23 protein-coding genes are annotated in these 19,365 nt (G+C 38.2%); 18 read left to right on the forward strand and 5 right to left on the reverse strand.

Annotated features, from left to right (window positions below; genetic code table 11):
* From CCAL_RS03550 to CCAL_RS03570, 5 genes are read left to right on the forward strand one after another with little or no spacing between them, the layout of a single operon-like run.
* The gene (locus CCAL_RS03550) at positions 1 to 1,329 is read left to right on the forward strand and encodes a MotA/TolQ/ExbB proton channel family protein (RefSeq protein WP_170016653.1); all 1,329 of its coding nucleotides are present in this window, start codon (positions 1 to 3) and stop codon (positions 1,327 to 1,329) included.
* Entirely contained in the window at positions 1,316 to 2,404 is a 1,089-nt protein-coding gene (locus CCAL_RS03555; protein WP_170016651.1) for an OmpA family protein, read from the forward strand. Before CCAL_RS03550 ends, CCAL_RS03555 begins: the two co-directional genes overlap by 14 nt.
* Positions 2,401 to 3,249: a 1-aminocyclopropane-1-carboxylate deaminase gene (locus CCAL_RS03560; protein WP_170016649.1), complete on the forward strand. Its 849-nt coding sequence runs from the start codon at positions 2,401 to 2,403 to the stop codon at positions 3,247 to 3,249. The genes CCAL_RS03555 and CCAL_RS03560 overlap by 4 nt, the downstream gene beginning before the upstream one ends.
* Positions 3,246 to 4,541, forward strand: coding sequence for a histidinol dehydrogenase (gene hisD, locus CCAL_RS03565; RefSeq protein WP_170016647.1), 1,296 nt, complete (start codon positions 3,246 to 3,248; stop codon positions 4,539 to 4,541). Before CCAL_RS03560 ends, hisD begins: the two co-directional genes overlap by 4 nt.
* Positions 4,542 to 4,596: 55 nt before the next feature.
* Positions 4,597 to 5,346: a flagellin gene (locus CCAL_RS03570; RefSeq protein WP_170016645.1), complete on the forward strand. Its 750-nt coding sequence runs from the start codon at positions 4,597 to 4,599 to the stop codon at positions 5,344 to 5,346.
* A gap of 115 nt (positions 5,347 to 5,461) precedes the next feature.
* Here the strand turns inward: CCAL_RS03570 and rpoD are convergent, their stop codons facing one another.
* Entirely contained in the window at positions 5,462 to 7,321 is a 1,860-nt protein-coding gene (rpoD, locus tag CCAL_RS03575) for an RNA polymerase sigma factor RpoD (protein WP_170016643.1), read from the reverse strand.
* A gap of 153 nt (positions 7,322 to 7,474) precedes the next feature.
* Between rpoD and CCAL_RS03580 the strand changes: the two genes are divergently transcribed.
* Both CCAL_RS03580 and flgG read left to right on the forward strand, forming a co-directional pair.
* On the forward strand, positions 7,475 to 8,287 hold the full coding sequence (locus tag CCAL_RS03580) for a flagellar hook-basal body protein (RefSeq protein WP_170016641.1): 813 nt from the start codon (positions 7,475 to 7,477) through the stop codon (positions 8,285 to 8,287).
* Between the two features lie 11 nt (positions 8,288 to 8,298).
* On the forward strand, positions 8,299 to 9,087 hold the full coding sequence (flgG, locus tag CCAL_RS03585) for a flagellar basal-body rod protein FlgG (protein ID WP_172285055.1): 789 nt from the start codon (positions 8,299 to 8,301) through the stop codon (positions 9,085 to 9,087).
* Positions 9,088 to 9,227: 140 nt separating this feature from the next.
* Here flgG and CCAL_RS03590 read toward each other — a convergent pair whose 3' ends face one another.
* The gene (locus CCAL_RS03590) at positions 9,228 to 9,740 is read right to left on the reverse strand and encodes a hypothetical protein (RefSeq protein ID WP_170016639.1); all 513 of its coding nucleotides are present in this window, start codon (positions 9,738 to 9,740) and stop codon (positions 9,228 to 9,230) included.
* A gap of 200 nt (positions 9,741 to 9,940) precedes the next feature.
* On the opposite strand from CCAL_RS03590, the gene CCAL_RS03595 reads away from it, so the two are divergent.
* From CCAL_RS03595 to CCAL_RS03610, 4 genes are all read left to right on the forward strand, one after another.
* Entirely contained in the window at positions 9,941 to 10,561 is a 621-nt protein-coding gene (locus tag CCAL_RS03595; RefSeq protein ID WP_170016721.1) for an AzlC family ABC transporter permease, read from the forward strand.
* A 60-nt stretch (positions 10,562 to 10,621) separates the two neighbouring features.
* Positions 10,622 to 10,966 (forward strand): branched-chain amino acid transporter permease, encoded by a 345-nt coding sequence (locus tag CCAL_RS03600; protein ID WP_170016637.1) that lies wholly within the window; start codon positions 10,622 to 10,624, stop codon positions 10,964 to 10,966.
* Between the two features lie 94 nt (positions 10,967 to 11,060).
* The gene (locus CCAL_RS03605; RefSeq protein ID WP_394346904.1) at positions 11,061 to 12,110 is read left to right on the forward strand and encodes a type II asparaginase; all 1,050 of its coding nucleotides are present in this window, start codon (positions 11,061 to 11,063) and stop codon (positions 12,108 to 12,110) included.
* 128 nt (positions 12,111 to 12,238) lie between these two features.
* Positions 12,239 to 12,835 carry a LysE family translocator gene (locus CCAL_RS03610; RefSeq protein WP_170016635.1) on the forward strand — a complete coding sequence of 199 codons (597 nt, stop codon included), beginning with the start codon at positions 12,239 to 12,241 and terminating at the stop codon, positions 12,833 to 12,835.
* A gap of 106 nt (positions 12,836 to 12,941) precedes the next feature.
* Here CCAL_RS03610 and CCAL_RS03615 read toward each other — a convergent pair whose 3' ends face one another.
* Both CCAL_RS03615 and CCAL_RS03620 read right to left on the reverse strand, forming a co-directional pair.
* Positions 12,942 to 13,421, reverse strand: a complete 480-nt coding sequence (locus CCAL_RS03615) for a DUF5991 domain-containing protein (RefSeq protein WP_170016633.1) — start codon at positions 13,419 to 13,421, stop codon at positions 12,942 to 12,944.
* A gap of 7 nt (positions 13,422 to 13,428) precedes the next feature.
* Positions 13,429 to 13,671, reverse strand: a complete 243-nt coding sequence (locus CCAL_RS03620; protein WP_170016631.1) for a hypothetical protein — start codon at positions 13,669 to 13,671, stop codon at positions 13,429 to 13,431.
* A 22-nt stretch (positions 13,672 to 13,693) separates the two neighbouring features.
* Between CCAL_RS03620 and CCAL_RS03625 the strand changes: the two genes are divergently transcribed.
* From CCAL_RS03625 to CCAL_RS03655, 7 genes are all read left to right on the forward strand, one after another.
* The gene (locus tag CCAL_RS03625; RefSeq protein ID WP_170016629.1) at positions 13,694 to 13,993 is read left to right on the forward strand and encodes a hypothetical protein; all 300 of its coding nucleotides are present in this window, start codon (positions 13,694 to 13,696) and stop codon (positions 13,991 to 13,993) included.
* Between the two features lie 146 nt (positions 13,994 to 14,139).
* The gene (locus CCAL_RS03630) at positions 14,140 to 14,811 is read left to right on the forward strand and encodes a response regulator transcription factor (protein ID WP_170016627.1); all 672 of its coding nucleotides are present in this window, start codon (positions 14,140 to 14,142) and stop codon (positions 14,809 to 14,811) included.
* Positions 14,808 to 15,839 carry a sensor histidine kinase gene (locus CCAL_RS03635; RefSeq protein WP_170016625.1) on the forward strand — a complete coding sequence of 344 codons (1,032 nt, stop codon included), beginning with the start codon at positions 14,808 to 14,810 and terminating at the stop codon, positions 15,837 to 15,839. Before CCAL_RS03630 ends, CCAL_RS03635 begins: the two co-directional genes overlap by 4 nt.
* Before the next feature lie 64 nt (positions 15,840 to 15,903).
* Positions 15,904 to 16,452 (forward strand): glutathione peroxidase, encoded by a 549-nt coding sequence (locus tag CCAL_RS03640; protein ID WP_170016623.1) that lies wholly within the window; start codon positions 15,904 to 15,906, stop codon positions 16,450 to 16,452.
* 9 nt (positions 16,453 to 16,461) lie between these two features.
* Positions 16,462 to 17,040, forward strand: coding sequence for a nitroreductase family protein (locus CCAL_RS03645; protein WP_170016621.1), 579 nt, complete (start codon positions 16,462 to 16,464; stop codon positions 17,038 to 17,040).
* Positions 17,041 to 17,057: 17 nt separating this feature from the next.
* The gene (locus tag CCAL_RS03650) at positions 17,058 to 17,516 is read left to right on the forward strand and encodes a ferritin-like domain-containing protein (RefSeq protein ID WP_170016619.1); all 459 of its coding nucleotides are present in this window, start codon (positions 17,058 to 17,060) and stop codon (positions 17,514 to 17,516) included.
* A 17-nt stretch (positions 17,517 to 17,533) separates the two neighbouring features.
* Positions 17,534 to 18,319 carry an HpcH/HpaI aldolase family protein gene (locus CCAL_RS03655; protein WP_172285056.1) on the forward strand — a complete coding sequence of 262 codons (786 nt, stop codon included), beginning with the start codon at positions 17,534 to 17,536 and terminating at the stop codon, positions 18,317 to 18,319.
* Positions 18,320 to 18,364: 45 nt separating this feature from the next.
* On the opposite strand, the gene CCAL_RS03660 is transcribed toward CCAL_RS03655, so the two are convergent.
* Complete coding sequence (locus CCAL_RS03660; RefSeq protein ID WP_172285057.1) at positions 18,365 to 19,321, reverse strand: SLAC1 anion channel family protein; 957 nt, start codon at positions 19,319 to 19,321, stop codon at positions 18,365 to 18,367.
* Between the last annotated feature and the right edge of the window lie 44 nt (positions 19,322 to 19,365).

Here is a 19,365-nt window from a genome sequence, read left to right on the forward strand (position 1 = left end):
ATGTCGGTCAGTAACGACTTTAGCGATCTTGCCTTACCTCAAACCAAGGCAGACCGCTCTATCTTTGTTTTTTTTAAGATTATCTTTTTACCGGTTGCTACCTTTGTTTTAGCCTTGCTTGCATACCTTGAAGTTATCAACTTTGAGATGAAAGCGCACACGATAGTGATGATGGCTATTATCTTGATCGTAGCCGTGATATTTACTCGTCATAGTGCGGAGTATGCGTATAGTATTTTTCGTGCAAGAGGCGATGATTTTAGGCAAAGCCTTAAAAAATTTATCGTTTCACATTTGCTTGAAATTTCAGGACTTAAGAAGTCAAGAGCCGGTTTTAATGAATTTTTAGACGAATACACAAGAAATTTTAGAAATGACAATCTAGCAAGTATAGGCTCTGCCGTATTTCCTATGCTTGGAATTTTAGGCACATTTATAAGTATAGCCATGTCTATGCCTTCGTTTAGTTCAGGTACGGCCGGAGAGCTTGAAAAAGAGATAGCTATCTTGCTAAACGGTGTTGGTACGGCATTTTATGTGTCGATATACGGTATATTTCTTGCGCTTTGGTGGATGTTTTTTGAAAAGATAGGTATATCAAAATTTGAAAAATTTGCCAACGAACAAAAAGAGTTAAGTAGAGAATTTTTCTGGCAAAAAGACGAGCTTGAACAGTTGTATATGAGTGCTGCAAGTTCACATTTTGAAGATATGAAAGTCATGTTTACCCGAGTAAGCAATGAAGAGTATTTTAAACGGCTTGATAGCGTTACTGAGGCTAAATTTAGCAACTTTATGCAGCTTGAAGAAGCGCAGCAAAAAATAGTCGCTCAAGCTTCCGAGACTTTAGAGCAAAATGTAAAAATTTTAAATAAAGCCGCAAGTAGACAGGACGAATTTATTAAAATTCATTCAGATATTTTAAATGCCATGTCTTCGTTTAACGACTCTTTAAAAGAGTTGGAGTTAAAAATTTCAACCCAATACAACAGAGCAAGCGAACTAAATGAGAGCAAGATGGTAAGTCTTGATAAAAGTGTGGCTAAATTCTCGGAAAATTTAAAACTTTTTGACTTAAGTTTAAAAGAATTTTCGGTTAAACTTTTAAATGAGCAAAATGCTGCTATGAAGTCGTTTAGGCAAAGTATTTTTGATGGAGTAAGCGAATTTAAAAGTGTTTATGAGCAGGAGATAAAGAGTTCTGAAAGAGAAAAAGAGCGTGATGTCTTGATCGCGGAACTTAAAAAAAGCGTAAAAGAGATCGATCAAGAAGCTAGCTTAATCATACAAAAAATAGAAAATGCAAATTTGATAGATGAAAATAGATAAAAAAGACCAAGCATCCTCGACATTTTGGGTTTCGTATGCAGACCTTATGGCGGGATTGCTTTTTGTTTTTATGCTACTTATCGGCGCGATAGTCGTTAAGTATGTTTTTTCTCAAAATACCCTGGCAAGCAAAGAGCAAGCCATAATCGCAGCTCTTGCAAATTTAAAAGACGAACAAGGTAAAAATATCACGCTTGATAGGCTAAATGCAGCCTTAAAAAGCGAGCTTGCAAAAATAGGCGATGAAAATTTAGAGCTTAAAAAAGCAAATGAAATTTACATAGTTGAGCTTGATGCGCTAAAAGAGCGGTTAGAGAGAGCTGTAAATGAAAATTTAGACGCAAATGCAAGTATAAAAGACCTAAATGCGAGTATTTTAAATTTAAATCAACAAATGATAATCCTAACAGACGAGTTAAAAGCGGCTGAAGAAAACGCAACAACTCAAAGCGAAGATAATGAGAAAAATTTAGCTAAAATCGCCTTTTTGCTCGAGCAGGTAAGCCAAAAAGAGGCTAGATATGATGAAATTTTAAGAGACCTTAATATAACAAAAAGTCGTATTAAAAATTTAACAGGCATTAGAGTAAAGGTTATAGGGGCTCTTAAAGAAAGGCTCGGAAGCGATATCGCTATAGATCCGAATTCAGGAGCTTTAAAACTAAGTTCTTCTGTCCTTTTTGATAAGGGTAGGGCGGAGATAAAAGATGAAGTTAAAAATGAATTAAAGCTTACCTTACAAAAATACTTCGATGTGCTTTTAAATGATGAAGAGATATCTAAAAACATCGATCAAATCATGATAGAGGGCTTTACCGATAGTGACGGAAGCTATCTTTATAACCTCGAGCTTTCGCAGCGCAGAGCTTATGCTGTGATGGATTTCATAAATTCATATAGTAGCGATGAAAATTTAAGAAAACATCTCGTTGCAAGCGGTCGTAGCTTTAACGAGCTTGTAATGAAAGATGGAGTAGAAGACAAAGACGCCTCACGAAGGATAGAGATAAAATTTTTGATCTCAAACAAAGAGGCGATAAAAGAGATAGAGAAATTTTTGGAACATACGCCATGATAGAGAAGTTTAAATTTCGCGGACGTGAGATGTTTTTGCTAAGAGACGATCTGCTTGGCGAATTTAACGGCAACAAGGCCAGAAAGCTTGAGTATTTTTTAAATAGCGACTTAAAAGGTATAAAACGCATAGTCTCACATGGTTCAAGTCAGTCAAATGCCATGTATAGTCTTAGTGTGTTTGCAAAGATGCGAGGTCTTGAATTTTGCTTTGTGGTTTCTCATTTAAACTCGAATTTGCAAGAAAAGCCTGTTGGAAATTTTAAATTTGCCCTACAAAACGGCATGAAGATATTTGTCGCGCAAGATAGAAGGTCGCTTGCAAAAGAGCTAGCAAGCCAAGATGATGCTTTTTTTATAGAAGAGGGCGTGGCGATGGCTGAAGCCGAATTTGGCTTTAAAACACAAGCTATGCAAATAGAAAAATGGTGCGAAAAAAATAGCATAAGACCTGATATCTTTTTGCCATCAGGTACAGGAACGAGCGCAGCTTATCTTGCTAAAAATTCAAATTTAAGAGTATTTACTTGTCCTTGTGTCGGCGATGTTAAATTTTTACAAGATGAAATTTTTGCTCTTGATAAAAATTCAAAAGTTCAAATTTTAAATCCTCCTAAGAAGTATCATTTTGGGGATTTAAAACTTGAGCTTTATAAAATTTGGCGTGAAATTTTAGACGAAACAGGAGTTGAGTTTGAGCTCATTTACGATCCGGTCGGCTTTTTAACGCTATTTTCAAATTTGGACGCATTTAGCGGCGATATCCTTTATATTCACCAAGGAGGAATTCTTGGCAATATAAGCCAAAAAATGCGATATGAGAGAAAATTTAAAGGAGAATTATGAAATTTTTACACACAAACGACGCTGATTTTAGGGATAAATTCTCACAACTAGTAAGGCGTTCTGATATGGACATGAGCGGTGTTATGCCGACTGTTATGAAAATCATCGAAGATATAAGAAAAGACGGAGATGATGCACTTTTTGCGCAAATAGCAAAATTTGATAAATTTACTCCCACATCCACACAGGATCTATTGATATCAACCAAGCAAATGCAAGAGGCTTATGACGCGCTTGATAACACGCTTAGAGAGTCGTTAAAGCTAGCTTACGAGCGCATAAAAGCCTATCACGAGCAATCCGTGCCAAAAACTTGGAGTATGCGTGATGAGCACGATGTGCTTTTGGGTGCTAAGTATACTCCGGTAGATAGAGCGGGACTTTATATACCGGGTGGTAAAGCGGCATATCCTAGTTCGCTTTTAATGAATGCTGTTCCTGCCATAGTTGCAGGAGTAAAAGGGATAGTGGTTTGCACCCCTGCTATCGGCGGCAACGTAAACTCTCTTTTACTTGCAGCCATGCATCTTTGTGGTATCAAAACGGCATTTAAAATAGGCGGAGCAAGCGCGATAGCGGCCATGGCATACGGAACTAAGAGTGTTCCAAAGGTGGATGTTATAACAGGTCCCGGAAATATCTACGTAGCAACCGCTAAAAAGCTTGTTTATGGTGAAGTAAACATAGACATGATAGCGGGTCCAAGCGAGATAGGTATCATAGCGGATGACAGCGCAAATGCTCGCCATATCGCGATCGATCTTTTAAGTCAGGCAGAGCATGATGAGCTTGCAAGTAGCTTTTTAATAACTCCGGTAGAGGCTTTTGCTAATGAAGTTTCAAAGCACGTTGCAAGTGAATTAAAGAGTCTAAAGCGCGAAGCTATCGCAGCAGAAAGCATACGCAATAAAGCCGCGATAATAGTAGCAAAAGACATGCAAGAGTGCGTTGAGCTTATAAATGAACTAGCTGTAGAACACCTTGAAATCGCGACAAATGACGCACTAAGCTATATGAACGACATAAGGCATGCCGGAGCGATATTTTTCGGACATTTTACACCAGAAGCCATGGGTGATTATCTAGCCGGACCAAATCATACTTTGCCAACGGGCGGAAGCGCTAGATTTTACTCGCCTCTAGGGGTTGAAAATTTCATGAAGAAAAGCTCTATAATCTCTATTGGCAGAAAAGGCATAAAAGAGCTTGGCAAAGCATGTATGAATTTAGCCGATGCAGAGGGGCTTGGCGCACACGAAAGATCGGTAAAAGTTCGCTTAGAGGATTTTTAGGTTAAATTTAGTTTAAAACTATACAATGCCTTGTAAATAGAGTAAAGGGGTTAAAATGAAGTTGAACAACTTATCTGCGACAAATATGTATAATGTTGCACAAAATAATAACGACCAGCAAGAAAAAGCTTTGAAAAATATCGCTGTCGCGCGTGCTTTAAGTGGGATTGACGGCTCAAACCTTGCTATCGCGGACTCCCTTATGCTCCAAAGTAACACTCTTGAGCAAGGTATTGCTAATGCAAACGATGCTATAGGCATGCTTCAAATCGCTGACTCCACGCTGTCAAATTTAAGCCAAAGTGCAAATCGTATAAATGAACTTTCGGTATCTTTAAATAATGCTGCGTTAAATGACAGCCAGCGCTCAATGATACGAGGTGAGATCAACGCACTTTCAAATTCTATGAGCGATAGCCTAAGTAACGCTACGTTTAACGGTAGAAATGTTTTTGGATCAGAGCTAAATTTTGTTACAGGCAATGGCATGGAGAGCATAAATTTAAACACAAATTCTTTAATGACAATAGATGAAGATGGCTCTAATGCAACCGATATAATCTCTAATATCAATTCTCTTCGCACTCAAATAGGCTCTGCGCAAAATGGTATAGCTTCAGGCATAAATGCTTCTGTTGCGCAAAGCATAGCACTAAAAGAGAGTGAGAGTAACCTGCAAAACAATGATATCGCCAAGAATTTAAATGATCTTCAAAATGCAAATTTGAGCATAAATGCAGCCATTTTGGCGCAAACACATAATATTACAAGCTTGCAAACCCAACTTGATAGACTTCTTTCATAAGCCCAAATTTGGGCTTATGTTTTTATCTGCTTAAATTTTTATATATTCTATTAAAAATTTGAAAATTATAATGTATTAAAATGTAGTTTTGTCAAAAAAAGAAGATCGAGAGAAATTATCCCTCGATGTAGTTTTTGAGTTTTCTACCCACTTTAGGGTGTTTTAGCTTTTTAATGGCTGAGCTTTCTATCTGACGAACACGCTCACGAGTTACATTAAGAGCCTTGCCTATCTCTTCTAGTGTTCTATCACTTTCGTCTTCAAGTAGACCAAATCTCATGCAAATAACAGCTTTTTCACGGTCGTTTAGCTGAGAGAGAACCTCGTCTATCTGCTCTCTAAGGTCGCCTTTTAATATCTGCTCCATTGGGCTTAATGATGTTTTATCCTCGACAAAGTCTCCAAATTTTCCATCATCTTCGTTTGCTATCGGAGCTTCTAAGCTAATAGGCTCTTTTGTGATTTTGATGACTTGTTTTACCTTGTCTATGCTTAGTCCGACCTCTTTTGCAATGATGCTTACATCGGGCTCTTTCCCTTCTTCTTGGAGGTATTTTCGGTTGATTTTATTGATACGATTGATCGTTTCTATCATGTGTATCGGTATGCGGATAGTTCTTGCTTGATCGGCGATCGCGCGAGATATGGCTTGACGTATCCACCATGTTGCGTAAGTTGAGAATTTGTAGCCTTTTCGGTATTCAAATTTATCAACAGCTTTCATTAAGCCGATATTTCCCTCTTGGATAAGATCTAAAAACGGCAAGCCACGGTTGGTGTAGCGTTTTGCTATACTAACGACAAGGCGTAAATTTGATTTTGCCATTCTGGCTTTTGCCTCGTCTGAAATTTTCTTTCCGCGTTTTATCTGCTCTAAAATTTCTTTTAAGACGGTTGGATTAAGGTCAAATCCTTGCTTGCTAGCCTCTTTTGTTTGAAACAATTTCTTTATCTCAACATAAGTTGAAACCATTGTTGCTTCAGGAACACGTGTAGCTATCTCTTCTTTTGATAGTTTTACTATGTCTTTTAGTATGCTTTTGTGATTTTTCTTAAGTTCGTCACTAAACATTGGCAAGCGATACTCAAGGCGTTTAAGTTCTCTATCAAATTCGTCGTCGCTTTTTAGCGCAGTTTCCATTGATTTTACGATCTCGCTTATAAGCTTGCTTGTTGGTCCTAGATCCATAAGCTTATCTTTTAGAATTTTCTTTTTAAATGCAAGAGTAAGTTTTGACGCAGTATCTTCGTTCTCAACTTTTTCTTGTTTATTGGCTGTTTTTAGCCACTCTTTTTTGGCTTTTTCAAGTGCTTTAAAGCTTTCTATAACTTTTTCAGCGCGTTTGTCGTTTTTGAGTGATTTTTTAGGAGTTTCTTCATCCTCATTTTCCTCCTCATCGCTCTCTTCTTCCTCGTTTTCATTTTCACTTTCACCATCATCTTCAAAGCTTTTAAAAAGCTCTTTTACGCGACGTTCACGGTTGATAAGCGGCTCTTTGTAATCAAGTATAAAGTCTATAAGAAATGGCACCGAGCAAAATGCATCTATGATAATATCTTCGCCAAGTTCGATTTTTTTGCTGATTTCTATCTCTTCTTCTTTTGTTAAAAGCGCTATTTGCCCCATTTCGCGTAGATACATCCTTACTGGACTATCTGAGCGTGACCATTCTAAAAAGTCGTTATCGTTTGCAAGGTCAAATTCTTCTTCTAAATTTAATTCATTTGAATTTTGCTCTTTTTCGCTCTCTTTTTGGCGTTTTTTAGCATCTGCTATATTTCTTGCTTTTGCAACCTCTGCGGCAGTCATAAGCTGAACTTTGTTTGCGTTAGCCAATGCTTCTATCTTTTTAACCACTGTTGCCGTTGGGGCTTTTTCAAGTAGTTTTACTAATTTTTCATAAGTAACAAAACCCTTTGCGTTCTCAACAAAAAGTTCCTCGATTTGATTAAACGCGTCTTTGCTTGTACTCATAAAATTTCCTTTCCGATTGGCGATTTAAAAATATCTGACTATGTTTTGAAGAAATGTGGATTATACCGAAATTTTATTAAACGTATATAAATTTAAAGTTGGAACGTATTTTGCTTTAATTCGTTTTGATATAAATTTGAACTAGGAAAATCTATGCAAAATGGCTACTATCAGGCAACGGCAGGTATGGTTACGCAGTTTAACCGACTAAATGTCATAACAAATAATCTTGCAAACGTAAACACTATGGGATTTAAAAAAGACGGCGTGGTTGTGGGGGATTTTGAGAGAATTTTTAAAGAGGTTCACGATGAGCTTCCACTTAAAAACCACACCAAAGATGCTGCTAAATTTTTAAACAGAACGCTAGATAGAGTTCCGCAGGTAAGCGAGCAGTATATTGATTTTAGCATGGGAGGGATAAAAAATAGCACAAATACGCTCGATTTTGCAATTAAGCGAGACGATGTATTTTTTCTAATCGATACTCCAAGTGGTGTTAGATTAAGTAAAAACGGCTCTTTTAGTCTTGATGAAGACGGCTTTGTTGTTACGCAAGAAGGTTACCGTGTATTGCCTAGTGGATATGAAACTATGCCTTTGGCTCAAAGAGGCATTCAGGTGCCTCAAGGAGAGGACTTTAGAGTGGACACAAGAGGAAACGCTTATGCCAATAACGAGCAAATAGCTAAATTTTACATGGCTCAACCACGAGAGATAAGAGCTCTTGAAAAGATAGGGGATAATTTTTACAAGCCGGAAAATTTAGATGATATAGTAGATATAAATGAAGCAAATGTTGTCTTGCAAGGATATGCACAGATGTCAAATGTAAATCCTGTAACCGAAATGGTTGGACTTATAGAGACACAAAGGTTGGTTGAAATGTATCAAAAAGTAATGACAAGTCATATGACTGATCTTAACCAAGACGCTATTGATAAACTTGCAGCAAGTAGAGGATAAAGGATAAAAACATGATGAGATCACTTTATACGTCAGCAACAGGCATGATAGCCCAGCAGACGCAAATAGACGTTACCACACATAATATTGCAAACGTCAATACTTACGGCTTTAAGAAAAATCGCGCAGAATTCGCAGATCTTATGTATCAAGTAATGGAGTATGCAGGAACTGCCACAAGTCAGACTACTACAAGCCCAACCGGTATCGAAGTAGGACTTGGCGTTCGACCGACTGCGATAAATAAAATTTTCTCGCAAGGGTATTTTAAAGAGACGAGCAATAACCTTGACGTTGTCATCGCAGGGGATGGATTTTTTCAAATTCAGCTACCTGACGGCACAACGGCTTACACTAGAAACGGCGCCTTTAAGCTTGATAGTGAAGGTACGATCGTAAATTCTGACGGATACGCTTTGATACCTCAGATAACCGTTCCTGCAAACGCTACGCAAATTTCTATCGGTACTGACGGAACTGTTTCCGTGCTTCAAGCCGGCGAAACCGATATGGCGCAAATCGGACAAATAGAGCTTGCAAATTTTATAAATCCAGCAGGTCTTCACTCTATGGGGGATAATAACTATCTTGAAACGGCAGCAAGCGGAGATGTTGTCGTAGGTGTTGCTGGCTTAGATGGACTTGGAGCTATTAGACAAGGATTTGTTGAGATGAGTAACGTGCAGCTTGTTGAAGAGATGACTGATCTTATCACGGGGCAACGCGCGTATGAGGCAAATTCAAAAGGGATCACGACAAGTGATGCGATGCTTGAGATCGTAAACGGACTTAAAAGGTAAGTAAAATGAGCTATATGCTTTTAATTATCGGTTTTATTGTGTTGATTTGGGTGGCTGATATATTATACTTTTCAAACGAAGAAGCCCATAAATTTTCAAAATAAATTTATGACTTTCTAGCCCGTTTGTGGGCTAGAATTTTACTTTTCCGGGCATTTTGTATTTGGTTGGATACGAGTATCAGAGCCTTGAGATGATATCATGTAGGCTTCTCCGGCTATAAACTCACATACTTTTCCTGCTTGTGTAGAGGTAAATACCTCATCGCCGATTTTATACACCAAACTTACTGCATCAACGATAGTAGCTTCATCGCCGACTTTACTTCCGCCGACTCCGCCAAGTGTGCCACCCACTATTCCTCCGATCACTGCACCTTTATCCGACGAACCGCCACCTAATGCATAACCAGTAACCGCACCAACTGCGGCACCAAGCACCGCTCCAACGGTTGTGCTTTGTGTTTTTGTTCCGCCGTCTTCAACTGCAACTCTTGCAGGCAAGACTTCAAGTATTGTTACTACTTTTACACTTTGTTGTCTGTTTAATTCACCTTGATTATATACGTTGCCACCCATTGTATCGGCAGTTTTTGCGCCACATCCTGCAAATAACGCACCGCAAATGGCAAGCGAGATAAATTTAGCTTTCATTGCTTCTCCTTTTTAAAGTCATTTTGATTATACACTTAAATTTTAAATGAGTATTTTTTATTACATTAAGAAAACTACTTTAAATTTTTCCTTATGCTGAGATTTAAGTTATGTTTTTGTATTATTCGCGTTTTTAAGGCATTTTAGTGGAACAAAATTTAGATAATAAATTCATCTTTAAACTCTCCATCCCTGTTTTTATGGGTTATTTTCCATTGGGTATAGCATTTGGCATAGTTGCTCATAGTGTAGACATAAGTCCTTTTATAGCTCTTATGCTTAGTATGCTTTCTTACGGAGGGGCTGCGCAATTTATGATGCTTTCGCTTTTTGCGGCAGAAACTACTTTTTTAGAAGTTTTTGTTGTGTCTTATCTTGTAAATTTACGCCATACTTTTTATGGACTTTCGCTTTTAAAAGAATACAACGGACTAAAATTTAAAATTTTTAATATCGCTACTTTAACGGATGAAACATTTGCTATCTTTAAAACATTACATATCGAAAATTTAGACGATAGAGGTCGCGTTTTTACTGCGCTAAATTTTCTTTCTTGGAGCTACTGGGCTTTAGGAACGGCAACGGGAAGTTTTGCTGGTATGCTTATAAAATTTGATATGAGCGGACTTGAATTTAGCCTAACCGCACTTTTTATAGTCATAGTTATTGAGATGTTTAAAACAGATAGAAATTTTAAAGTCCTTGGTGCGGCTTGTGTTTTTGGAATTTTAGGACTCGCGCTTTTGCCGGTTAAATTTTTACTTGTTGGCTCAATGTTTGCATGTTTTGTATTTATTTTAATATTTAAGGATCGTTTGTGATTATTAAGATAAGATTTTGCTACATTATCGTAACACTTTAAATTTAACACGGAGATTTGCATGAATATAAGCACAATATCTAACGAATGGATACTTTTTTTGGCTGTTATTTTAAGTTCTATTGCAACATTTATAACCCGTGTAACACCATTTTATATGATAAAAAACTATAAACCAAGCCCATGGTTGAACGCGATACAAAAACATATGGGACTAATGATAATGGTGATTTTGGTATGTTATGCGTTAAAGGATACTAGGCTAAATGCCTATCCATACGGGGCAAGTGAAGCGATGGCTGTTTTGATTGCCATTTTGGCTCATCTTAAATTTAAAAACACCCTAGTTAGTATTATTGTTTCAACTTTGTTTTATATGTTTTTTATTAGAGTTTTTAAAATTTAATAAAATTAAAATATTAATTGACTTTCTAAATTTTACCATGTATAATTTCTCCTAAGTTTTATAAAAACCATTTTATTTTAAAGGAGAATGTATCATGAGTTTTTCATTCAAGAAGGTGGTGGCAATTATGCTTCTTTCAGCTGTTGCGGCTTTTGCAAAGCCTACGATTTACATTTTAGCTACTGGTGGTACCATAGCTGGTTCAGGTGCAAGCGCTCTTGATTCTAGTTATACTTCGGGCACAGTTACGGTTGATAAACTAATCGCCGCAGTTCCTGAGATCAACAAGATCGCAACCATCAAAGGTGAGCAAATTTCACAAATCGGCTCTCAAGAGATGAACAACGAGGTTTGGCTAAAACTTGCAACTCGCGTAAATGAATTACTAACTAGCGGCAAAGCTGACGGTGTCGTTATCACTCACGGTACTGACACTATGGAAGAGACCTCATATTTTCTTGACTTAACAGTAAAAAGTGACAAACCTATCGTATTTGTAGGTGCTATGAGAAATAGCGGTTCACTAAGTGCAGACGGTCCTTTGAACTTATTTAACGCTGTAAATGTAGCTATAAGCAAAGAAGCTGTAGGTAAAGGTGTTTTGGTTACAATGAATGACGAAATTCATGCTGCTCGCGAAGTAACAAAAACAAACACAACTGCAGTTGATACATTTAAGTCGCCAAACAGCGGTAAAATCGGTACTGTATTTTACGGAAATGTAAAATTCTATATGAACCCTATCCGCAAACACACTGTAAATTCAGCATTTGATATCACTAAGATCAAAGAACTTCCACGTGTTGACATCATCTATAGCCATGCAAATGACAATCCTGACTTTGCAAATATCGCTATCAAAAACGGTGCAAAAGGCATAATCAGCTCAGGTATGGGTAACGGCAATCCATTTCCAACTGTTCTTGAGGCACTTGGAGAAGGTGTTAAAAAAGGCGTTGTAGTAGTTAGGGATTCTCGTGTAGGAACAGGTGAGACTACTCTAAACGGCGAAGTTGATGATGCTAAATACGGTTTTTTGGCAAGTGATAATCTAAACGCTCAAAAAGCTAGAGTTCTTTTAATGCTAGCTCTTACACAAACAACAGATAAAGCTAAAATTCAAGAACTATTCTTAACTCATTAATATAGTAGATAGAGCGCAAAAGGTTACAAGTTAGCCTTTTGCGTGCTTTTACAGTGTTTTGTTTTTTTGCAGTGTATACCGTGCTTACTTCGTAAAATTCGACTTAATTCAGCCACTTAAGGCTCATCATGAACTATCTTCTCTTTGTTGTTACGTTTTTTCCTATTAGTTTTATGCCTGGCATTAATATGACTCTTGCTTTAAGTGTTGGTATGAGTATAGGCTATATGCGAGCTATACCTATGATATTAGGGCAACTTGTAGGTGTTGTTTTGGTTAGTTTTTTGTGTATTTTAGGGGCCGCTACGCTACTAATAAGATATGAATTTGTGTTTGAGATGATAAGAATTTGCGGTGCGATTTACATCATATATCTTGGCATTATGCTATTTTTTAGTCGTGGCAAACTATCTGTAAAAAGTTATAAGGGAGATATGAATAAAAGAACTTTATTTACACAAGGACTTATAATATCGTTTTCAAATCCAAAGGCTTGGATATTTTTCGCGGCTATTTTGCCACCTTTTTTAGATAAGCAAGATCCGTTTGGGACTGGCATGTGTCTGCTTGTCTTTTTGCTCGCCCTTGTAGAATTTACCTGTCTTAGTATCTACTCTTTGGGTGGTGCGGCACTAAAAAGGATACTTTTTAATCATCTTCGAATGTTAGAAATTTTTACTGCTAGTTTGATGTGTTTTATTGGGATTTGGATGATTTTAAGCTAAATTTAGACACACTTATAAGCCAGAGCCCAAATTTAAAGAGCTTATATGTTTAAATTTTAGTCGCCAAAGCGATTAAATATACCATCAAGCGCGAAGCATTTACTCTTTACTCTACCTTTTTAAAATATACGTAGTTCTCGTTCTTGCCAAAGATTTTTAACCCTTTGTTATCCTTTAGGTCAAGTCCGCGAAATAGCATAAATAGTGGTTTTGTATTATCAATACCATCTAAATTTATAAACTCGCCTTTTGTTACTTTTGTAAAATATATATCTACTCTGTTGCTCCTTACTATACCTTTACATACGACTTCATAATGTTCAACAAGGCTTAAATTTATCTGTGTCGCACCATCGCTCTCTATCTTGCCGATACTTAGTGAGTAGCCATCTTTTTGACTTTGATTACCTCCTGCATATGTGCCTTTCCACAGCTTGTCGCGGTATGGTTGAAACAGTGCTTCTATCGCACCAAATGCCTCTCTGGCGTTTTTAGGGGCTTCGTTTATGCCACGACTTCGTATGTTTTTGTTCCTGTCATCGTAGCTTGCGCCTAGCGCCCACGAACCACCGTCAAAGACCGGCATGTCTGGCTTATACTCCCTCGTTAAATATCCCAGCGTCCGCCTCTATCGTGCCGCTTAAAGGGTGGTCTTCGTCGATGGTGATGAGCGCCTTGCCGTCTGCTCTCTCTACCTTGTAGCTCTCGCCACCAAAGCGGTTCATTGCAACATCCTCGTAGTAGAAAAAGGAGTGCATATCGATTGGTTTTGTATCTGCATATACTGCCACACTTGCTAGTAAAATAGCCATAAAAAAGCTTTTTAATATAGACATTTCCACTCCTTGTAGGTTTGTTATGAATTTTACATTTTTAAATTTAAAAAATGCAAATTTGCAGGATTGGGCAATAATTTTACATAATCGTTCTACCACCCTTTGCGTGGTGTTAAAAGGTAGTAAAGTAGCAAGCGTGGGCTCGGCGCTCATGGGCTCGCTTCAATACGGAAGCGGCGTCATCTCATCGCTACTGTATGCCTATTTTAAGGGGCACTCGGCTATCCCGATGTGTGTTTTTATCGCGTTTTTCACTTTGCTTAGCTTTGTGGTGATATTTTATAAATTAACGGTGGTAAATTTAAAGATACTCAAGCGATAAAAATAAAAATGTATGCAATTTACGCAAATAATTTTTTAAAGTAAATTATGAAGTTTTAGAGCTTTATAAAATTTTTAATACATATAATTTTATACACATTAAGGACACATATATAAGCTATAATTTCATAAATTTAAGGAGCTTATATGTTTAAAATTTTAGTTGCCGAGGATGATGAACTACTAAACGAGATGATACAAGTAAAGCTAAAAAACGAGGGCTTTAGCGTAAAGAGCGCGTTTAACGGCGTGGAGGCGGTGGAAATTTTAGAAAGTGAGCATATTGACCTGCTTATCACTGACGTTATGATGCCTTTGCGTGATGGATACGGTCTAGCAAAAGAGGCAAAGCTCATAAAAGAGAGCCTTCTTATACTCATGATAACCGCCAAAAGCGAGATAGTGGATATGGAAAGGGGCTTTCTAAGCGGAGCCGATGATTATATGAGTAAGCCTATAAATTTAAAAGAGCTAGTTTTAAGGGTAAATGCCTTGCTAAGACGCGCTAAGATAGTAAATGAAAAGAGGCTCTCATTTAAAGGCACGGAGCTAGACTACAACGCGCTGAGCGCGAGTGTAAACGGCGAAAAGACGGAGCTTACGCCAAAGGAGTTTTACCTGCTCTTTTTGCTACTCTCAAACGAGGATAAAATTTTCACACGATTTGAGATAATGCAAGAAATTTGGGGCTTTGAAAGTGATAGCGATGAGCGAGTCGTCGATACTCACATAAAAAAGCTAAGACAAAAATTTGAACACACAAGCGACTTTGAGATAGTTACTATCCGCGGACTTGGCTACAAGGGTAAAATTTCATGAAAAAGTATCTAATCAGCCTAAAATCCTATATCGCCATAATGTCTTCGCTCACATTTTTATTTATCACCATATTTTCATCATCCTTGGTCGCGCTCATACTTTGGCTTTTTGATATACGGCTAAGTCTGTTTTTTAGCGTTGCGATAGTTTGCGTGCTTACTACGGTTTTAAGCACGGCGACATTTTACTTTGGCACGGCTTATTTTTTAAGATATATTGAGAGGTTTAACAAGGCTTCTAAAAGGATAGGAGATGGCGACTTTAGCGTGAGAGTGGAGCGAAACAGAGATAAATTTAGAGGAAATTTTATCTACCTGCACGAGCTTGATGAGTTAGCCGATAGCACAAATAAAACGGTTAGCGAGCTTGAAAAGATGAATTTCTTGCAAAAAGACTTCATCTCAAACGTATCTCACGAGCTAAAAACACCGCTAAGCGTTATAAGTGGATTTTGCGAAATTTTACTTGATGAGCCAGATGAAGCGGACAGGAAAAGATACCTAAACCTCATCCACGCCGAGGCAAACGCCCTAAGTGAGCTTTGCGAAAATATGCTACTGCTTTCAAAACTTGATAACAACACTATCGTGCCACAAAATGACGTCATCCGCGTTGATGAACAGATACGAAAGGCGCTATCCACACTCATACAAAAGCACAAAAGTGAGCATGAGCTAGAGCTTCTTTTAAACCCCGTAAGCCTAAAAACTAACGCCTCTATGCTTATGCAAGTGTGGATAAATCTGCTAGATAACGCCCTAAAATACTCAAAAAGTAAAATTTGCATAGAGTGCTTTGAGCAAAACGGCGAAATAGTCGTGCGTATAAAAGATGATGGCGAGGGGATAGAGCCAAGTAAGCTAGAGCGGATATATGATAAGTTTTATCAATGTGAGGAGTCACATAAAAAGAAAGGAAGCGGACTTGGGCTATCTATCGTAAAGCGAATTTTAGAGCATTTAAGGGGTGAGATAGAGTATAAAAACACAGAGTGTGGCGTGCAAGCATGTGTAAAATTTAAAGTGTGAAATTTAAAAGGACACATTAAGGACACATAAGAGCTGTATAATTCTCAAAAATAAAGGAGAATAAATGAAAATTTACGACATAAACGTTACTACAAATCGTGGCGAGAGCAAGTCTATGAGCGAGTATAAGGGCAAGGTGCTGTTAATCGCAAATACAGCTAGCAAGTGTGGCTTTACCGATCAATACACCCAGCTAGAAAAGCTAAATGCGGAGTTTAAAGACAAAGGGCTTTGTGTACTTGGCTTTCCAAGTGATAACTTCGCAAACCAAGAGCCTGATGATGATGAAAACATAGCTAAAAACTGTCAGCTAAATTTTGGTGTGACATTTGAGCTGTTAAAAAAGGGCGACGTAAGAGGTGAAAACGCGGCAGAGATATTTAAATTTCTAACCTCAAAGCAAGGATTTAAGGGCTTTGACAAGGAGCATCCGCTAAGTGCGAAAGTAAGTGAAACGTTAGAGAAAAACTTCCCTGAAATTTTAAAAGGTGATGGCGTGAAGTGGAATTTCACTAAATTTTTAGTGGATAAAAATGGCGAGGTTGTAGCACGTTTTGAGCCTACGGCTTCGTTTGATAAGATAAAAAATAGCATAGAAAATTTACTTAAATAAGGAGCAAATATGCAACTTTTAGAAGCGATGCAAAAACGAAAAAGTGTGCGTGAGTTTAACAGATATGTGCCTACAAAAGAGGAGATAGAGGCGGTTATAGATGCGGGGTGTTTGTCGCCGACACTATTTACGACAAAAGATGCTCACATAAGCGTCATCAATGATAAGGAGCTTTTGCACGAGCTTGACGCGGCGGCGGTAAAGAAATTTGGCGGCGCGCTTGATATGATGGGCGTTAAAAATACCCTTTACGATGCGCCGGTTTATATTTTACTTTCGGGAAAATTAGTCGAAAAGATGCCACAAGGCTGGGAGTTTTTAAAGCCTGAGAATATGCATAGAAACGTTTACTGGGCGATGGGCTCAGTGATGCAAAATATGCAACTTCGCGCTACCGAGCTTGGGCTTAGCTCTTGCCTTGTAAATACAGTCGTGGTTACGCTATTTGATGAGCCAGAGCTTGCCAAAAAGGCTGGCATACCTGATGGCTACTCTCCGCTTTGCTCTATCGTGCTTGGCAAGAGTGATAAAAATTCAGATGAGCTTAGAGTGCCAAATAGAAGCCATTATGGCATAAGTTATATTTAAAATTTAAAGGAAAAAATATGTCAAACAAAAATGAAATTATCAAATCATTACAGTTTCTTGTAACAAACCTTTCACAAGCGGCGGATTTGCACGCTATGCAGTCTAGGATTTTTGCTAGTCAAGGCTTTTCAAAACTAGCCGAAAAATACAAAGAACACGTGGTCGAAGAGCGTGAGTTTGTGGTTAAATTTATGGATAGGATCCTTGACTTGGGCGGTGAGCTAAAACTAGAGTCAAAAGAAGGGGATAAGGTCTATAAAGACGCGGTGGAGTTTATAAAGGCTGACTTTGAAGTATCTAAAAATGGACTAGGCGAAGTTGCTACTTTTGTCGAAAACGCAAAGGCTGACTACACTACGTATGATTTGCTAAAAGAGTATTATAAAGATGAAGAGAGCGATATGTATTGGCTAGAAAATCAACTTGAGCTTATCGAAATGATCGGCAAACAAAATTGGCTAGTAGCTCAGCTTTAAATCGCAAAGGATAAAAAATGGCAATGGTTAAAGACTATCTAAAAAACAGCTTTAAAGAGAATATCAACGCTGGAAATTTACAGTTTGGCGTAGCGCAAGAGATACCTAGTGCGGAGGTGGCTGAAGTTTTAGCCACGACTAAATACGACTGGCTATTTGTCGATGGCGAACACGGCGCACACGACATCCGCTCTATCGTTGATATAGCTCGTGCTATCGCGCCTTACGATATGACACCTGTGGTTAGGATACCGCAAGCTGGAACGGGCATATTTAAACAGCTCCTTGACTCAGGTATCCAAAATATCATCATCCCGAAAGTTGAGAGTGGCGAGGAAGCCGAGCAGATAATGTACTGGGCTTCGTATCCGCCTAGGGGCAACCGTGGTATGGGTGCAGGCGCGGTAAGAGCGGCAAGATATGGTAGGTATCCTGACTATTTAGAACGTATAGAAAAAGAGATATGCATCCTGCCTCAGATAGAGAGCAAAAAAGGTATAGAAAACCTTGAAGCGATAGCTACAACACCAGGCATCGGCGGTGTGTTTCTAGGGCCTATCGACTTAGCTGTGGATATGGGTCATGGGCTAAATATCTTTCATCCTGAGGTGGTAGAGGCGATGAAGTATGCTATAAAACGCATAAGAGAGTTTGGCGTGTCGGTGGGCACTATCGCTGTTACGCCTGAGCAGGTAAAAGAGTACGCCGATATGGGCGTTAGCTTTTTAGGCGTTGGGGTTGATACCCTATTTTTGGCAAACTCAGCTGATAGCACTCTTGAAACGTTTAAAAGCAAGCTTTAAAATGAGATGAACGCCACTAAGTCATCGCGGTTTAGTGGTGTAAATTTAGTGCTCCGCTACGCAAATTTCATCGTTTTTGATAGCTTTTATAGTAAAGTATCCGACAACTCCGATAAAAAATAGCAAAACCACAAACATTATCACGCCAAAGTATAGATAAATCATCTCACGGCTTAACTCATAAGCCTTCACAAAAGTCATGCTAGCCGCCGCTGTCGGGAAGGTAAACGCCCACCACGATAGGAAAAATTTAAGCTTCATGAAATTTTTATACATAAATAGTATCAGCCCCGTAAAAAATATCGTCAAATTTAAAAGCACGTGAGCAAAGACATCAAAGCTCCCCACAAGTCTCGTGTAGCCTAAAAATGCGATCGCAGGCGGAGCGATGACGATAAAAAGGGTCGGCATGAATTTTTGTGTGAGCTGATCGTGAAAGATGATGCGGTAAAAGACGATCGTAAACAAAACGAGCCAAAAAAAGAGCCCGATAGAGAAGTAATACCACAAAAACTCGCTCTTACTATCGCTTGCGATGACTACTACAAGGTTGCCAACTATCGGGATAAACCAGGCGGGATTTGAGTGGTTTATGAGTAGGTTGTTATTGATCCAAAAGGCGATGACATAAAAGGTAAAAAAAGTCTGTAAAACAAGTGCGATGTAAAAAAGCACGCTGTGCAAAGAGGCAAATTCACTCCACATCGCAGAAAGCAAAAACAGCGATATGGCAAATGCGGCGAAGAAATTTATCTTAACTGGATGAGATATCTCTTTTTTTACATCATCTTTAAATTTAATTATTTTTATTCCATAAAGTGCAGCGATAGCGATAAAGATTAGGCTAGTTGCGCTACGTAAAATTTCAAATATGATATCTGATAAACCAAGCGTTAAATTTAATTTCTCGTATGATAATGTAAGCCCGCCAAGTCCCATAATAACGGCAAAAAGCATAATGGGAAAGTTGGCAAGTTTAGATGATGTTTCTTCATTTTTCATAATAACTCTTTAAAATTTTTTAAAATATTACTCTTATAATGGCA

Origin of the sequence: Campylobacter sp. RM6914 (genome assembly GCF_004803835.1) — a bacterium.
GTDB lineage: Bacteria > Campylobacterota > Campylobacteria > Campylobacterales > Campylobacteraceae > Campylobacter_A > Campylobacter_A californiensis.

Excerpts from the sequence above, each read along its gene's own strand:
- CCAL_RS03630 (WP_170016627.1), top strand. The coding sequence starts at position 14,140 with ATGTTTAAAATTTTAGTTGCCGAGGATGATGAACTACTAAACGAGATG.
- CCAL_RS03615 (WP_170016633.1), bottom strand. The coding sequence starts at position 13,421 with ATGCCGGTCTTTGACGGTGGTTCGTGGGCGCTAGGCGCAAGCTACGAT.
- CCAL_RS03570 (WP_170016645.1), top strand. The coding sequence starts at position 4,597 with ATGAAGTTGAACAACTTATCTGCGACAAATATGTATAATGTTGCACAA.
- flgG (WP_172285055.1), top strand. The coding sequence starts at position 8,299 with ATGATGAGATCACTTTATACGTCAGCAACAGGCATGATAGCCCAGCAG.
- CCAL_RS03550 (WP_170016653.1), top strand. The coding sequence starts at position 1 with ATGTCGGTCAGTAACGACTTTAGCGATCTTGCCTTACCTCAAACCAAG.
- CCAL_RS03660 (WP_172285057.1), bottom strand. The coding sequence starts at position 19,321 with ATGAAAAATGAAGAAACATCATCTAAACTTGCCAACTTTCCCATTATG.
- CCAL_RS03650 (WP_170016619.1), top strand. The coding sequence starts at position 17,058 with ATGTCAAACAAAAATGAAATTATCAAATCATTACAGTTTCTTGTAACA.
- CCAL_RS03640 (WP_170016623.1), top strand. The coding sequence starts at position 15,904 with ATGAAAATTTACGACATAAACGTTACTACAAATCGTGGCGAGAGCAAG.
- CCAL_RS03635 (WP_170016625.1), top strand. The coding sequence starts at position 14,808 with ATGAAAAAGTATCTAATCAGCCTAAAATCCTATATCGCCATAATGTCT.
- CCAL_RS03625 (WP_170016629.1), top strand. The coding sequence starts at position 13,694 with ATGAATTTTACATTTTTAAATTTAAAAAATGCAAATTTGCAGGATTGG.
- CCAL_RS03610 (WP_170016635.1), top strand. The coding sequence starts at position 12,239 with ATGAACTATCTTCTCTTTGTTGTTACGTTTTTTCCTATTAGTTTTATG.
- CCAL_RS03580 (WP_170016641.1), top strand. The coding sequence starts at position 7,475 with ATGCAAAATGGCTACTATCAGGCAACGGCAGGTATGGTTACGCAGTTT.
- CCAL_RS03655 (WP_172285056.1), top strand. The coding sequence starts at position 17,534 with ATGGCAATGGTTAAAGACTATCTAAAAAACAGCTTTAAAGAGAATATC.
- CCAL_RS03600 (WP_170016637.1), top strand. The coding sequence starts at position 10,622 with ATGAATATAAGCACAATATCTAACGAATGGATACTTTTTTTGGCTGTT.
- CCAL_RS03595 (WP_170016721.1), top strand. The coding sequence starts at position 9,941 with ATGGGTTATTTTCCATTGGGTATAGCATTTGGCATAGTTGCTCATAGT.
- CCAL_RS03605 (WP_394346904.1), top strand. The coding sequence starts at position 11,061 with ATGAGTTTTTCATTCAAGAAGGTGGTGGCAATTATGCTTCTTTCAGCT.
- CCAL_RS03645 (WP_170016621.1), top strand. The coding sequence starts at position 16,462 with ATGCAACTTTTAGAAGCGATGCAAAAACGAAAAAGTGTGCGTGAGTTT.
- rpoD (WP_170016643.1), bottom strand. The coding sequence starts at position 7,321 with ATGAGTACAAGCAAAGACGCGTTTAATCAAATCGAGGAACTTTTTGTT.
- hisD (WP_170016647.1), top strand. The coding sequence starts at position 3,246 with ATGAAATTTTTACACACAAACGACGCTGATTTTAGGGATAAATTCTCA.
- CCAL_RS03620 (WP_170016631.1), bottom strand. The coding sequence starts at position 13,671 with ATGTCTATATTAAAAAGCTTTTTTATGGCTATTTTACTAGCAAGTGTG.
- CCAL_RS03555 (WP_170016651.1), top strand. The coding sequence starts at position 1,316 with ATGAAAATAGATAAAAAAGACCAAGCATCCTCGACATTTTGGGTTTCG.
- CCAL_RS03590 (WP_170016639.1), bottom strand. The coding sequence starts at position 9,740 with ATGAAAGCTAAATTTATCTCGCTTGCCATTTGCGGTGCGTTATTTGCA.
- CCAL_RS03560 (WP_170016649.1), top strand. The coding sequence starts at position 2,401 with ATGATAGAGAAGTTTAAATTTCGCGGACGTGAGATGTTTTTGCTAAGA.